This is a genomic window from Parasphingorhabdus cellanae (genome assembly GCF_017498565.1).
Taxonomy (GTDB): Bacteria; Pseudomonadota; Alphaproteobacteria; order Sphingomonadales; family Sphingomonadaceae; genus Parasphingorhabdus; species Parasphingorhabdus cellanae.
Genome location: NZ_CP071794.1, coordinates 976900 through 990533, shown reverse-complemented (window position 1 = coordinate 990533; position 13634 = coordinate 976900). Strand labels below are relative to the sequence as shown.

Annotated in this window: 13 protein-coding genes, 1 tRNA gene and 1 pseudogene; 9 read left to right on the top strand and 6 right to left on the bottom strand. The window is 50.0% G+C overall.

The annotated features are described in order from the left end of the window. The first annotated feature begins 401 nt into the window (after window positions 1-401). From J4G78_RS04930 to J4G78_RS04905, 6 genes are all read left to right on the top strand, one after another. A complete protein-coding gene (locus J4G78_RS04930) occupies window positions 402-566 on the top strand; it encodes a PEP-CTERM sorting domain-containing protein (protein WP_207989006.1) in 165 nt (54 codons plus the stop codon). Window positions 567-719: 153 nt separating this feature from the next. Further along, a complete protein-coding gene (locus J4G78_RS04925) occupies window positions 720-1037 on the top strand; it encodes a phosphoribosyl-ATP diphosphatase (RefSeq protein WP_207989004.1) in 318 nt (105 codons plus the stop codon). 3 nt (window positions 1038-1040) lie between these two features. Further along, a complete protein-coding gene (locus J4G78_RS04920) occupies window positions 1041-1421 on the top strand; it encodes a histidine triad nucleotide-binding protein (protein WP_207989002.1) in 381 nt (126 codons plus the stop codon). A 57-nt stretch (window positions 1422-1478) separates the two neighbouring features. Beyond that, on the top strand, window positions 1479-2912 hold the full coding sequence (locus tag J4G78_RS04915; protein WP_207989000.1) for a sodium-dependent transporter: 1434 nt from the start codon (window positions 1479-1481) through the stop codon (window positions 2910-2912). A gap of 3 nt (window positions 2913-2915) precedes the next feature. Further along, the gene (yacG, locus tag J4G78_RS04910; protein WP_207988998.1) at window positions 2916-3110 is read left to right on the top strand and encodes a DNA gyrase inhibitor YacG; all 195 of its coding nucleotides are present in this window, start codon (window positions 2916-2918) and stop codon (window positions 3108-3110) included. 99 nt (window positions 3111-3209) lie between these two features. Then, window positions 3210-3285, top strand: a tRNA-Phe gene (locus J4G78_RS04905). A gap of 202 nt (window positions 3286-3487) precedes the next feature. On the opposite strand, the gene J4G78_RS04900 is transcribed toward J4G78_RS04905, so the two are convergent. The 3 genes from J4G78_RS04900 to J4G78_RS04890 are packed head-to-tail and all read right to left on the bottom strand — an operon-like array spanning window position 3488 to window position 5803. After that, window positions 3488-5110, bottom strand: coding sequence for a recombinase family protein (locus tag J4G78_RS04900; protein WP_207988996.1), 1623 nt, complete (start codon window positions 5108-5110; stop codon window positions 3488-3490). Beyond that, on the bottom strand, window positions 5103-5561 hold the full coding sequence (locus J4G78_RS04895; RefSeq protein WP_207988994.1) for a DUF2924 domain-containing protein: 459 nt from the start codon (window positions 5559-5561) through the stop codon (window positions 5103-5105). The genes J4G78_RS04900 and J4G78_RS04895 overlap by 8 nt, the downstream gene beginning before the upstream one ends. Further along, the gene (locus J4G78_RS04890) at window positions 5558-5803 is read right to left on the bottom strand and encodes a DUF3489 domain-containing protein (RefSeq protein ID WP_207988992.1); all 246 of its coding nucleotides are present in this window, start codon (window positions 5801-5803) and stop codon (window positions 5558-5560) included. Before J4G78_RS04890 ends, J4G78_RS04895 begins: the two co-directional genes overlap by 4 nt. Before the next feature lie 205 nt (window positions 5804-6008). Here J4G78_RS04890 and J4G78_RS04885 point away from each other — a divergent pair, with 205 nt between their 5' ends. Beyond that, window positions 6009-6227, top strand: coding sequence for a hypothetical protein (locus J4G78_RS04885; RefSeq protein ID WP_207988990.1), 219 nt, complete (start codon window positions 6009-6011; stop codon window positions 6225-6227). Between the two features lie 373 nt (window positions 6228-6600). Here the strand turns inward: J4G78_RS04885 and J4G78_RS04880 are convergent, their stop codons facing one another. Continuing rightward, on the bottom strand, window positions 6601-7692 hold the full coding sequence (locus J4G78_RS04880; protein ID WP_207988988.1) for a vWA domain-containing protein: 1092 nt from the start codon (window positions 7690-7692) through the stop codon (window positions 6601-6603). Between the two features lie 460 nt (window positions 7693-8152). On the opposite strand from J4G78_RS04880, the gene J4G78_RS04875 reads away from it, so the two are divergent. Both J4G78_RS04875 and J4G78_RS04870 read left to right on the top strand, forming a co-directional pair. After that, window positions 8153-10393 (top strand): Eco57I restriction-modification methylase domain-containing protein, encoded by a 2241-nt coding sequence (locus tag J4G78_RS04875; RefSeq protein ID WP_207988986.1) that lies wholly within the window; start codon window positions 8153-8155, stop codon window positions 10391-10393. Further along, window positions 10371-10850 (top strand): annotated as a pseudogene (locus tag J4G78_RS04870) (integrase core domain-containing protein); the annotation flags it as partial. The gene J4G78_RS04875 and the pseudogene J4G78_RS04870, both read left to right, overlap by 23 nt. 197 nt (window positions 10851-11047) lie before the next feature. Here J4G78_RS04870 and J4G78_RS04865 read toward each other — a convergent pair. Together J4G78_RS04865 and J4G78_RS04860 are read right to left on the bottom strand one after the other, a co-directional pair. Then, a complete protein-coding gene (locus J4G78_RS04865) occupies window positions 11048-11860 on the bottom strand; it encodes a hypothetical protein (RefSeq protein WP_207988985.1) in 813 nt (270 codons plus the stop codon). 261 nt (window positions 11861-12121) lie between these two features. Further along, a complete protein-coding gene (locus tag J4G78_RS04860; RefSeq protein WP_207988983.1) occupies window positions 12122-13567 on the bottom strand; it encodes an asparagine synthase (glutamine-hydrolyzing) in 1446 nt (481 codons plus the stop codon). Window positions 13568-13634 lie beyond the last annotated feature (67 nt).

Here is a 13634-nt window from a genome sequence, read left to right as displayed (position 1 = left end):
ACTGTAGTTAAGCGCTTATTTTTGGAGAAAATTATCTCCAATTCCCTATTTATATTTTCTCAACAATCTATCCGTTGGACTTGTTTGGTGATGATCTAGCCGCTGGCCGTTTGATACGGCGTCGATGCCAAACAAACAGGCCGAATGATTGGCCCAAACCAATATCGATTTTAATAGGGGTGGCTATTCCTCTTTCAAAACGGATGGCTCTACATTGTTGTCTCAATATGGGACGGTGACATTTATGGTTATTGTCGGTTTAACTTACAAAATTCACGATGTCCCAAATCCGTTAACCACCAGGATTGTGTAATATCGCAGGGCAGAGGATGTTGGCAGGAAAATTGCGTATCTCTTTTATCAGGCACTTCGAATTTCGGCCATATCCCCGAGGGCACGCTATGACATTTATGAATTTCGCCATTTTAGGCAGTGCAGTTGCAATAGGTTTGGCAGATTTGGCCGCTTCGATTCCAGAGCCATCTAATATCTTGATGCTGACGCTTGGCGTCGCCGGTCTGGTGGCCGGCCACATGGCCGCAAGCAAGAAGCGCAACAAGCTGTAAGAGTTCGTCGCGATTGGCGCGCAGATCCTTGATCTCGCTGTGCCATGAAAGGGCCGTCATCGGGGGATTAGACGGCCCTTTCCTTTGGGTAATTGGGCTCTGCGCACCGCAAAGACTTGACGCCCGTCCCCTTGCTCGCGCAAACGAACATCCATGAACGATATCTTGCAAAAGCTGGAAACCACCATCCATCAGCGTCGGAGCGCTGATCCCAAAGATAGTTATGTCGCCAGCCTGCGCGCTAAGGGACGTGCCAAAATGGCTGAGAAACTTGGCGAGGAAGCGGTTGAGGCCGTTATCGCGGCAGTACAGGGCGACAAGGCGGATATGACCGGAGAGGCAGCAGATGTCCTGTTCCACCTGATGGTTTTGCTGGCCGACATGGAATTGTCCATCGATGATGTGTTGGCGGAGCTGGCGCGCCGTGAAGGACTGTCGGGTATTATCGAAAAAGCTTCCAGAAAGGACTGATCCATGGCGATTAACCCAACCGAACCTTATGATGATGAGAATATCTTTGCCAAAATCCTGCGCGGGGAAATACCCAACAAGACGGTATATGAGGATGATCATGTTCTCGCTTTTCATGATATCAACCCACAGGCCCCGCACCATATCCTGGTCATTCCCAAGGGAAAGTATGTCAGCTGGGACGATTTTTCCGCTAAAGCCAGCGAGGTTGAAATTGCCGGTTTTGTGCGTGGTGTCGGTCATGTGGCACGCGAAGCGGGTATGGTTGAGCCAGGCTATCGCCTGCTCGCGAATATCGGTCATGACGGGCATCAGGAAGTTCCGCATCTGCACGTCCATATATTTGCCGGAAAACCACTTGGCCCGATGTTGATGAGAGGCTAGGTAGATCAGTAACTAGGCTGCTCAGACGGCGCGGAAAAATATCGGGGAGTTTCAAATATGGCAGGACCAGCAGCACCAACCGGAGAGGGTTGGTCATCGCGGACAGCCTTTATTTTAGCAGCTGTGGGCGCCGCGGTTGGTCTCGGCAATATATGGCGTTTTCCGACCTTGGCCGGTGAAAATGGCGGTGGGGCTTTTGTGCTGGTCTATATCAGCTGTATCATTTTAATCGGCCTTCCTATGGTTTTATCCGAAGTCCTGATCGGCAGGCACGGTCGCAGCGATGCATTTCATAGTGTCGTCAAGGTTGCTGAAGATTCCAACGTCAGTAAAAATTGGGGAATATTCGGCGGTATCGGTATATTAAATGCCTTTCTCATTCTTACATTTTACAGCGTCGTGGCCGGTTGGGTGATGTATTATGTCGGCGTTATGAGCGTCGATCTTGTGGGTGCGATCTTCTCCGGTGATCCTTTCGCTGGCGCTTTGGCAAGCGAAAACCCCGAAACTATCCCCAGCCGCATGACCGACCTGTTCGGAAATATCCCCCTGCTGCTGGGTATGCACACTTTGTTCATGGTCGTCTCTATCTGGATTGTCGCACGCGGGGTCACCGATGGGATTGAAAAAGCGGCAACGTACCTGATGCCGACATTCTTCGTGCTTCTTGTTCTGATCACACTTTATGGGGCCTTTACAGGGGAATTTGCCAAAGCCCTGTCGTTCCTGTTCACTCCCGATTTCTCAAAACTATCGCCGGCGGTTGTGAATGATGCCTTGGGGCAGGCGTTGTTTTCGATGAGCGTCGCCTCGGCTGCATTGATTACCTATGGCGGCTATGTTTCGCGCGAAACCAATCTTGCACCCACCGCTGGTATGATTGCTTTTGCTGATACTGGGGTCGCTCTGCTCGCCGGTTTGATGATTTTCCCGATCGTATTTGCGGTCGGCCTAGACGTTGCGGCGGGACCGACATTGGTGTTCCAATCCCTTCCGATCGCATTTCATAATATGCCCGCCGGATCACTGGTTGGGCTGCTATTTTTCGTGCTGATCTTCTTTGCTGCGCTAACCAGTTCGATATCCTTGCTGGAAGGTGTTGTGGCTTGGGCGATGCGGCGGTTTGAATGGGGCAGGGGCTTTACAGCTTGGCTGGTTGGCGGCGTCATATTCCTGATCGGCATTGCCTGTGCCTTGTCTCTTAACGTCTGGAGTGACATTCGGCCCCTTGGCTTCATTCCGCTTTTTGAAGATAAGAATATCTTTGACGCGATTGACGATCTGGTTTCCAAAATACTGCTTCCGGTTACCGCATTCCTGACAGCCGTGTTTATTGGCTGGCGAGCTGACAAGAAGCTGGTGAAGGAAGAAACTGGTCTGGAAGGCGCGATGTTTGGATTATGGCGTTTCTTGATCGCTTGGCTGGCGCCATTGGCAGTCGCGATGATTTTCGTTTTTGCAGTGTTTCCCAACCTTATCGGTCAGGGTTAGCTGTTGCCTGAGAAGCGTTCCTCAAAATGTCCGGTTTGCCGCAAGCCAAAATCCAGCGAATTTGCGCCTTTCTGTAGCGCAGGCTGCAAAGACCGGGAGTGGCTGGGAGAGGGCTATAAAGTGCCTGGACCGCCGGTTTCACCGGATCAACTGGCCGATCATTTTTCAGGAGATGCAGGCCGCGACGGAGAGTCCTAAAGCAGCATAAACAAACCGCGATTTTTAGGCTGGACAAGCCATGCAAGCCCCGCCTATAGCGGCGCTTCTAATTCGGTGGGAACAGCGTTTCCGCCCGTTGCCCGAATAGCTCAGTTGGTAGAGCAAGCGACTGAAAATCGCTGTGTCGGTGGTTCGAATCCGCCTTCGGGCACCACTTTTTTCCTCAGTTTTCAGCGTTTCGCGGTCTGAGTATTGTGGGTGTATTTTATCCCTATTTACCAGCGAGTTAGCAGATGATGATGCGCGGACCTTGTCTCCAGAGACCATTTGTCAGCCGCGACTTAAGGGCAAAATGGCCAAGTGTCTCGATAGCCCAAATACTGGAGTCCAGATGCACTTGTGGATTTAGGGAGTTTTTAGGCTGAAGCGAACCCAAACATTTTGCGCTGACCCGCCCAGTCTAGGGGGATTTTGTTGATACGTATGATCTTGCGTCCGGTGAGATCAGGTGGCTGAGTTCCATCGATAATTGTACAGATAATATCGGGGGCCATGAAGCTTAACCTAACGAGCTGCTGCAAATGCCGCTGTTTGTAGTGATTGACCATCGAAGAGGATATTCCTCGAACCAGAAGGTCCTGAGCTGCGAAGGCGTGAGCGATCAGTCTGAGCAACACTGGATCTGGCTCACGCTTGATTGGTCCATCATCCGGTGTAATTGCTAATCTTACTTCTGATCCTCTGCTGACCATTTTTGCCTTAATCGAGAGTTTGACCGGTTGATCCTGATTTGGAGGCGTGAATTTGATTTCAATTGTTCCGGCGTTGATAGCAACGTGAGTTTTACAGTTGAGCAATAATTCGCGTTGTTCGGTGATAGACATTGCAAGCAGATCGATTGAGGTTTGACGAACCAGATGAATCTGAACTTCCATTTCTCGTGCGTCATTAGTTCCTGTGGAGCTAAGTGTTACCATCTGCCTGGCAATCGTATCGATTACCAGCCGTTCGATTTCTCCAGCGGGCAATCTCCATTTGGAAGATTTGTCTCCAGGCGGTGTCCGTGTGACATAGTAGCGATAGCGCTTCGGTCCTTTCTTCGCATGCGCTGGCGTCATCGGCTTGTCATCAGGATCGGTAATAAAGCCCGTCAGCAAACTGGGGTTGTGGCTCTTCTTGCCAAGCGCATTATCGTGCCGGTTTTCAGCAAAGATGGATTGCACCCGTTCGAACAATTCATCCGAGATAATCGGATGATGCGCGCCATCATAGATTTTGTCTTTATGGCGGACTTTCCCGACATAGACAGGGTTTTGAAGGAGATGCGTTAAAGTACCAGTCTTGAAGTGGATACCCCCGGCGATCCTTCCAGATTTGAAGACACGGGCCCTGGTTCTGATATTTTTCGCGGCTAATTCATCGACTAACTTTGGAACTGATTTCAGTCGCGCGTACCGCTCAAATACATACCGCACCGTTTCAGCTTCAGCTTCATTAATCAGGAACTGGCGTTCTTTCACATCATATCCATAAGGAACACCGCCGCCCATCCACATGCCTTTCTTCTTAGATGCCGCAACTTTGTCGCGAATGCGTTCACCGGTGACTTCGCGTTCAAACTGCGCGAAGGAGAGAAGCACGTTAAGTGTCAGTCTTCCCATGCTGGTTGTTGTATTGAACGATTGGGTTACGCTGACGAATGAAGCATCGTTATCATCCAATATCTCAACAATCTTAGCAAAGTCAGCCAATGCACGCGTGAGTCGATCAACCTTGTAGACAACAATGATATCGACTTTGCCCGCTTTTACATCAGCCAGCAGCTGAGCTAGGGCAGGGCGATCCATAGTACCCCCTGACCATCCGCCATCGTCGTAAAGTTCTGAAACTGCTTCCCAACCTTCACTGGCTTGGCTCAATATATAGGCAGCGCATGCTTCTCGTTGGGCATCCAGACTGTTAAAGTCTTGCTCCAGACCCTCTTCTGTCGATTTGCGAGTGTAGATTGCGCACCGCTTTCGTTTTGCTCGCTCAACCATTGGTGAGCACTTTCGGCCCATACCCGCTTCGTTTCTTCAATCCGAAGAAGCGAGGGCCGGACCAATGCGCTCCGGTTATCGCGCGCGCGATATGACTGAGACTGGAATATTGGCGACCCTCAAACTCAAAACCATTATCGCAAACTAGGACATGATAGCTTTTGCCGTTCCATGATCGAACGAGCCGGGTTCCGGTTTTCAGTGAGATCGCATGCATGTGACTAGCTTTGCCGGTTCGTTCGACGCGTTTGCGAAGCCGCTCGATCTCTCGTTTTGTGGCACCCGTCAGGCTGCCATGCATGCGTTCCTGCAGCCGATTTGCTATGCCGCGCCGCAGCAGATCAGGTCCGATATCGGGTGCTGGTGACTTGAACGTATCACGCCATGCTGACCGTAACTGGGCAGGCGGCATTACTATGAGATCCGCCAAACGTTTATCCGGCTTGGTCATGCTGATCGTTTGGCGTCGGTGTCGCTTGGGCTTTGTGTAATGCGGTAGGCCGTACTATCATCGCCGCGCTGTTCACGTGCGAGCACATAGCCCTTCTTGCGCAGGCCGGTTAGAAATGCGCGGATGCTGTGCTGCTGCCAGTTTGTTGCTTTGCATATCTCATCGAGAGTAGCGCCTATCGTTCGCGACAACAGCGTGATGACCTTTGCGGATTTGGTTTGTGGTTTGGTTTTTGATGACATCGAAGGTCTCCAGTTTGGCGCTGGTACTTCCAACGCTTCCACTGACCGGAGCCGCGGATCGCTTTTAAGAGCGGGCGGCCCGTCGCAATTGATGTTTGCGACACCAACAACAATGCTCGAACAAACTCCTAAGTCCAGTTGTTTATTCTGATAATATGAAAAGCTGCATGTGGACTTTCATGCCAAGTCGAGCATGGGTTGGGACATGGCAGATACAAACGATGAAATTGATCCAATCAAGGTACGAACTGGATTATTTTCGCTGATCACTGCACGGTTAGAAGATGCCCATGAAATCGTTGTAAGGGGACAGGCCGCCAAGATCAGTGATCGAGATATTGGCAATTTGATTATTGATCTGCGTTCGATGCTTGATGAAGTTAATATTCAAATTGATGCGACCGATTTGTTGCGTGATCCCTAGCGGCAGTTTGCCGAACGTCGGCTTCCCAGACAGTTGCAGCCACTTTACATGGAGTCTGATCATGGGCCGCAAGCTGACGGTCCGGTTTGAGTTTAAATGGTAACAGAAGGGGCCATTGCGATACCACTTCTAAATGCGGCCTTCTGACCGTCAGGTCTTCACTGCAGAGACAAGGCGATAGCCGCGCGCAATCTTCACTATGCCTTGCTTGCAGATAGTTGCCAGAGCAAAAGCACCTCACCTCTAAGCTAGGCTAACGCCAATTTCGGGCAATCGATCGTCCATTTTTTTGGGTATATCAGCCGCTCTTGTCTTGGCAAATTCGTAGTAACGCTTGCGCCTAGGCGACCGAGTTAATCGCGGGCGAACTATCCTATCGTTGCTTCGTCCGTTCGTAGTCCTCGCGGGCCCGCTTCTGATCTGCTTCTAAGATATCGGCCGCATCTTTTTGCCGCTTCCGCGCTGCAAGCTCATACGCATCGGCTCGCTCGCGGTACTGCTCCTTGCGGCTGTCGATCAGCGTTCGGATTTCGCGATTGATGTCATTGTTTGAATTGCGTGTTTGAAGCCATGCTCCAAGACCTTGCTTTTCGCGGCTCCAGGCGCCAGTTACGCATGTAGACAATTGCGCCAAGGCAACATTGGTACGAAACGTATTTCCAGATTGCTGGGTGCTATTTTTAATGTTGGACCGCCCCATCGCCGTGTTGTTATGATTTCGGACCGCTGCCTCTCGTAACCTCAACTTCAACTCGCTCGGCGTGTCTACTTCCAAGAACTCTCCGCCGCCGGCGGTTGCCACCGCTTTCAATTGCTCTCGATCGCTCGCGGCCAAATCAAAGCCGATTATGTTCACCACAGCTTGAACATCGCTTCGATGCAACTTCCGCGCAGCGGAAATCGGGTCGCCGCCGCACGTCTCTTTCCCGTCTGATACGACGTAGACAACTTGGCCGCCTGGAATGTTGCTTGGCTTGAAGGATCGCCCGGCGCTCTCAATCGCCGATCCAAGCGGCGTCCACCCAGTTGCATCAAATTCAGTCAAGGCGGCAGCGACGCGTTGCTTGTCAACACCTCCAACTGCGTAGACGGTCTCAACCGCGCTACAGCTCTTCTCTTTGCCGCTCTCGGAATTGTTCCCGCGGTGGCCAAAGGCGATCAGCCCAACTTCGACATCATCGGACAAGCTGGAAGTATAATCGATTGCAGCAGCTTTTGCGGCTTCCATCTTGGTTTGGTTACCGACCCGCCCAGCCATTGAACCGGATGCATCAATGGCAATGATGACGCGGTTCATCGCATCGCGGCCGGGCAAGTCGTCGCTATCCTTAAAACTTACATTCGCAGGATCGGCACGAGTTTCCGGAAGGCTGCCAAAGCACGCCTCGAAGTCTTCTCCCTCGTCGTCAATATACCGTGTGAAGAGCATTCGCGCTTCAGCGCTAACTCCTGTTGGGTTCGTCAAACTCTCGGCAATCTCCGAAGCTGCCTCATCTCCCTCCTCGGAACCAGCGCACGCCCCAACAAGCAACGAGAATGAGCAAAGTAGATTGTACGCAAACCGCATTTCTGATTTCTCCGCGACCAACAAGGCACTGCTCAATTAACAGCTTTTCCAACCGAAAAGGGCGGTTTTTTCGCGTAACGGCTGCGTTCCGCGACCAAGTGAAGGCTTTTGACGCCGAATTGATTTTGCTTTAAACAGTCTGTCAAGTCGCTCGAATATCGCGCAGCACCCCAGCATCGGTCGCGATTTGGGCCGGTTGCGGAATGTCCAATTTTGGGCGCAAACTTTGCAGAAGCGGACTTCCCCGCTTCGAAAAATGTGATTTCGAGTTACAACGTGCGCGAGAGTTTCCGAGTAAACGCAAAAGATCTGGCGTCAGGCGCTTTGCAATCCAAGGCGGGCGTGCAATAGAGTGCCGATGAGTGCACCGAAGAGTATTATTGAACTAGTTGAACGCTTTCGACTTCATAAGGAAGCCTACCAAGCGAGCTCATATAACGAGACGCAGGTCCGCAGAGAGTTCATCGATCCCTTCTTCAAAGCGCTCGGTTGGGACATAGACAACGAACAGGGCTATGCCGAAGCATACAAGGATGTAGTCCACGAAGATGCCGTCAAGATCGGGGGGAACACTAAAGCCCCTGACTATGCTTTTCGGGTGGGCGGAACTCGAAAATTCTTCCTCGAAGCTAAGAAACCTGCGGTCAATATCAAGCGAGACGTAGGTCCCGCTTTTCAACTGAGACGATACGCGTGGAGCGCTAAATTACCCCTCTCGATCCTTACCGATTTTGAGGAGCTCGCGGTCTATGATTGTCGAGTCAAACCGGAAAAGACTGACAAGGCGAGCGTTGCCCGTACTGCCTATTATACCTTCGAAGACTACCTCGACAAATGGGACGAAATCGCGGCGATTTTCTCTCAAGAAGCAGTACTGAAGGGCTCTTTCGATAAGTACGCGAACGACAACCGGCGCAAACGAGGGACGGCCGAAGTCGATGATGCGTTTCTTGAGGAAATCGAGGGATGGAGGGCAGCGCTAGCTCGGAACATCGCACTTCGAAATCGGCAGTTGGACGTGCGAGAGCTAAATGCTGCAGTTCAAAGAATTATCGATCGAGTTGTGTTTCTGCGCATCGCAGAGGATAGAGGCATTGAAAAGTACGGGCAACTTCAGACGCTTGCTTCGACGAAGGAAGTTTACAGTGGTTTGACTTCGCTCTTCCTCAAGGCAGACGACCGTTACAATTCAGGGCTTTTCCATTTCAGAAAGGGAGATGGGTCAGCTGAAACATTGGACACATTTACGCTCGATCTCGCGATCGACGATAAGGTGCTGAAGCCAATCCTGAAAAGTCTGTATTACCCAGAGAGTCCATACGAGTTTTCTGTGCTGCCTGCCGATATCCTGGGGCAAGTCTATGAGCGCTTCCTAGGGAAGGTCATAAGGCTCGCTGGTTCCCGGGCGATCATCGAAGAAAAACCCGAGGTGAAGAAAGCCGGGGGCGTTTACTACACACCAGCCTACATCGTCGATTACATAGTCCAAAACACTTTGGGAAAATTGCTGGAAGGGAGAACACCCTCGCAGGCGTCGGGGGAGGATAGGCGTACGAAACACCCTGCTCCTATCCGTGTAATCGATCCCACCTGCGGCTCTGGCTCATTCCTGATTGGCGCTTATCAATATCTGTTGAATTGGTATCGGGATGCTTACGTTTCCGACGATCCTGCCAAATACACGGGAGGCAAAGAGCCAAAGCTGCTTGAAGTCGGAAAAGATGATTGGCGCCTAACAATGGCGGAACGCCGACGGATTCTGCTGACGCACATTTATGGAGTGGATATCGATACGCAGGCCGTCGAGGTGACCAAGCTATCACTTCTACTAAAGGTCCTCGAAGGCGAAACAGCTGATGCTATGGCAAGGCAAATGGATTTTTTCCAAATTAGGGCGCTACCGGACTTGGGGCAAAACATTAGATGCGGCAATTCGCTCATAGCAAGCGATTTTTACAAGACCTACTCATACTCTCTATTCTCCGACGACGATCACATTGCAATGAATGTGTTCGATTGGGAAGCAGAGTTTCCTTTCCTAGCCGATACGAAGGGGTTCGACTGTGTCATAGGAAACCCGCCGTACCTCTTCTCTGCCGGAAAGGATCAAGCGCTCTATTATCAAGACCGATACAAACTCACAGAATACCAGACGGACTTCTATGTCTACTTTATTGAGAAGGGTATCCGACTACTCAAGTCGGACGGCATTCTGGCCTACATTGTACCTGACTCCTGGTTGAACTCTGCCAACTTCTCAAGAGTCCGACACAGCTTGCTAAACGAATGGTCGACTGCTGAACTCAGTATTTTCGAGTATAAAGTATTTCGCGATGCAAATATCGAGAACACCATATTCTTCACTCGCAAAGCGAAACCGTCGAAGACCCTCAACATTGTAAGTTTCTCATCACCGTCTGAGTTTGAGCCGATGAGCACGTTAGATGTCGCTGACATCAATCGTCTTGGCTTGATCAATCCTCGCTACGACAAGCGTGCAGAGCGAATCATCTCTCGGCTTGACAGCAAATTTGATAACTTTGGAAGCATGGTGCGGCTGAACCGTGGCCTGCATGCATATCGGACAGATGGATGTTAAGTCCCTGACTTTTATTGGAAAGAAGGGCGAGAAGATACACCGCTTCCAATATACGGCGATTGATGATGCGACCCGCGTTCGCGCCCTGAAAGTCTATAAAAAACATACACAAGCCAATGCGATCGACTTCGTCGATCACATTATCGACAAGTTCCCTTTCCGCATTCGCGAAATCAGAACTGACAATGGCCACGAGTTCCAGGCCAAATTCCATTGGCACGTCGAAGATCTGGGTATCCGACATGCCTATATCAAACGCGGCACACCGCAACTGAACGGCAAAGTGGAACGATCACACCGATCAGATCAGCAGGAGTTTTACCAGCTGTTAAGCTATAAAGGCGACGTCGATCTGGAAGACAAACTCGACCAGTGGGAGCGCTTCTACAACTTCCATCGACCGCACGGCGCCTTCAATGGGAAAACACCCTATGAAGCTCTCCGGGAAAGGCTATAATCGAAGATAGAGAATGTCTCGCCAGTCACCCGATGTTACAGTTTGACTCTACGGCATAATCGCCAATCAGTGACCTCGAAAAGATGGCGTTTGGATGCGACAAAAATACTGCCACTTGCTCGGACTCAAGTAGTGGCAGATAGACTTACCCTACTTCGCGTGATTAAACTGGGTGCACAAATTATCCCAATCTGTAATTACTGACGCGTCGCGATATAGCGGAAAACGCTGTTGTCGCGCGGATCTGTTCGAACGACTGATAGCGTATCATCGTTGATCGTCATTTCCGTGATATTTACGACCTCATCGTCCAGAATATAGGTTATGCGATAGACACTATCGCTTACCTTCTCGACCTTGGCCATCGTGCCGCTTTGGCTGCCTTCAATCGCAACAGGATCGCCTCCCAGCGTCGCGCTCCAAACCGCGCCATTAGATTTATTTGAAAAAGTACCACCTTCAAGGGTGTAGGTAGCGAGGAGAGATGCCTCGCTCATTTCGCCAACCTCTGCCAGTGCCCAACTGCCTGACACGGCGTGCGCGCCTTCAGGCGCATCAGCAGTCCGGTTCATAGACACCGATCCTTCAGTTGTTTCATCTCCCGCAAGATTAACGAAATACTGTGTGAGTGATGAGCCGTCGTCGCTCACCGTCCAAGTCAATTCGCTAAGTTCGCGTCCTTTGAGGCGAACAGTGGATTTGACCGTTTTGTCGTCAACGACTTCTACCTTCATCTCGTCGAAGCCAGAACGAACCATTGGCTTCCATTGCCCATCGGCAATTGTCGAATAAGGCGGTATGCAGTTGCTACACGAAAAAGTGCCATCAATAAGCGTGAATTTTGAATCACTATTTTCAGATTTCGCAGTAGAGGTATCTATTTTCCAAGTGCCGGAAATTGCGTTGCCTGTCGCTGAAGTTGCTTCTATCTTGCTTGTTGCATCGACGCTGCAGGCTGCTGTTCCCAGTACAAGCGTGAGTGTGGCAAATGCTGTCATGGCGGTTTTCATTTACAAATTCCTCGCGTTGAAGCCCTGAGGTAGTCAGTGTCTGACCTAATCGGGCCATGTTCAGTGGTTCCAACTGTGTAAGTACACTACTCTCTATTAACTGTCCAAAATCGAACTGGCAGTTTTTCGATGTATTCTGACGTCAAATCTCTAATCAAAGTTCGTAATGATATCCGAAGTTTCGATCAAAGCCGCTAAGACTGCAGCTCAAGGTTAAGTCCCGAAAAAAGGAATCAGCAGTGCGTTTTTGAGAAAGAAACCTTAAGATACATATCGCCTCAAAATAGTCTCAAGCTTGAGTGCGAACCATAAGCGAGCAATCAACTCAAAATTGAATCCATGCACTGTTGCTTTTCGAGCATCTACCAGCAGCGCGTCCAAATCAATCAAGTTAAAATCAGCTATCAAAGATTCGGCAAATGCCTTATCAAAATCAAACATGGAGGCTTCGTGTTGAGACATCACGCCAAAGTGTTCTCCATATCTTGGAAAAAGAAAACCATCACTCAAGCCAGCTCGGGCCAATGACAGTACACTTAACATACGACCTTGTCGCATTGATTGAGGTAACGCCCGGCAAAAATCTACAACGCGCCGGGAAGTCAGAGGTTGAACAAGCCATATGTCTCTTCTCATAAACATATCCGAGCGACTAGTCGACGCATCAATAGCGGAAGACGCAATTCTGGAGTTTACTTCCCATTCTTCACGGCCGACAGTATTTTCCATTGTCAGTTCATCACCTCCGATTCCCGTAAGAACTAGGTCGATATCGCCGCCATCATGTTTTTCTAACGCGTTGACGCACGACATCCGAAACATATCATCATATGGTGTCCTGCTGCATTCTTTTAAGTTGAGTGCCGCAAAAGGCAAGGTGGAGTTAGCGGGAGCGGTAGCATCTATCAGACCGAGACTTGAAACTAATTCTTGACGTCTTTCGTTTTGCTGTATGCCCACTGCTCCCAACTGCAGCGCCGCATAAGAATACAAATCTGAACGTAACTGCGCCGCCGCAATCGCGACGCAAGACGAGTCATATCCTCCGCTCAATTCAATAGCGGTTCTCTCTGATTTTTTAACTGCCCGTTCCAGAGATTGCGAAATCAGAAAAATAAAATGTTCTGTTGCAACCGCGGAATTGCTTAATACTCCGCTCTGAACTATATCTCTGGAAGTAGCTTCGTGAAACGACAGGCCTGTTTTATCGAAAATACAAGCCTCGCCCGGCCAGAGCATGTAAAGCCCTTTAATTATCTGTTCCCGTATCGGTTTTGGGCCATGAGAAAGGAATTGCTTGCAACTTTGTTCATTGGGCAAAGGGTTCGCTATGGAAGCGACAACTTCTTCAATTTTCCAGGAAATGATGATCTGACTTCCTGTATTTGAGATATAGATAGGAGATCCAGTTACGTCGGTGCGGGCAAGTTCAACTCGAGCTCTGCCATCATTCGAGATTCTGATTTTAATCCCTTGTTGATCATCTATGTCACGGTATTGCTCCAAGGGCACTGATCGATCTATTCCTAAGTATGGATCTTCATCCTCGCCAATCCAAAATTCAATCACACCATCCCTGCTAACGGCTGAAAACTGAAGATGTTTGGATTTAAATTTACTGATGGTACTTTCGCCAAAAGTGGCTCTTGATGTATCATGTTCTATAGCAGAGTGAACGTCCTTCAGATTTAGTTTGGCACTCAACATGACAACACCCCACTCATTGAAATCCTCGCATTCGGCTATCCAAATAAAAAGAGCCGCAGAATAAACG

Excerpts from the sequence above, each read along its gene's own strand:
- J4G78_RS04930 (WP_207989006.1), top strand. The coding sequence starts at position 402 with ATGACATTTATGAATTTCGCCATTTTAGGCAGTGCAGTTGCAATAGGT.
- J4G78_RS04925 (WP_207989004.1), top strand. The coding sequence starts at position 720 with ATGAACGATATCTTGCAAAAGCTGGAAACCACCATCCATCAGCGTCGG.
- J4G78_RS04920 (WP_207989002.1), top strand. The coding sequence starts at position 1,041 with ATGGCGATTAACCCAACCGAACCTTATGATGATGAGAATATCTTTGCC.
- J4G78_RS04915 (WP_207989000.1), top strand. The coding sequence starts at position 1,479 with ATGGCAGGACCAGCAGCACCAACCGGAGAGGGTTGGTCATCGCGGACA.
- J4G78_RS04900 (WP_207988996.1), bottom strand. The coding sequence starts at position 5,110 with ATGGTTGAGCGAGCAAAACGAAAGCGGTGCGCAATCTACACTCGCAAA.
- J4G78_RS04895 (WP_207988994.1), bottom strand. The coding sequence starts at position 5,561 with ATGACCAAGCCGGATAAACGTTTGGCGGATCTCATAGTAATGCCGCCT.
- J4G78_RS04890 (WP_207988992.1), bottom strand. The coding sequence starts at position 5,803 with ATGTCATCAAAAACCAAACCACAAACCAAATCCGCAAAGGTCATCACG.
- J4G78_RS04885 (WP_207988990.1), top strand. The coding sequence starts at position 6,009 with ATGGCAGATACAAACGATGAAATTGATCCAATCAAGGTACGAACTGGA.
- J4G78_RS04875 (WP_207988986.1), top strand. The coding sequence starts at position 8,153 with ATGAGTGCACCGAAGAGTATTATTGAACTAGTTGAACGCTTTCGACTT.
- J4G78_RS04865 (WP_207988985.1), bottom strand. The coding sequence starts at position 11,860 with ATGAAAACCGCCATGACAGCATTTGCCACACTCACGCTTGTACTGGGA.
- J4G78_RS04860 (WP_207988983.1), bottom strand. The coding sequence starts at position 13,567 with ATGTTGAGTGCCAAACTAAATCTGAAGGACGTTCACTCTGCTATAGAA.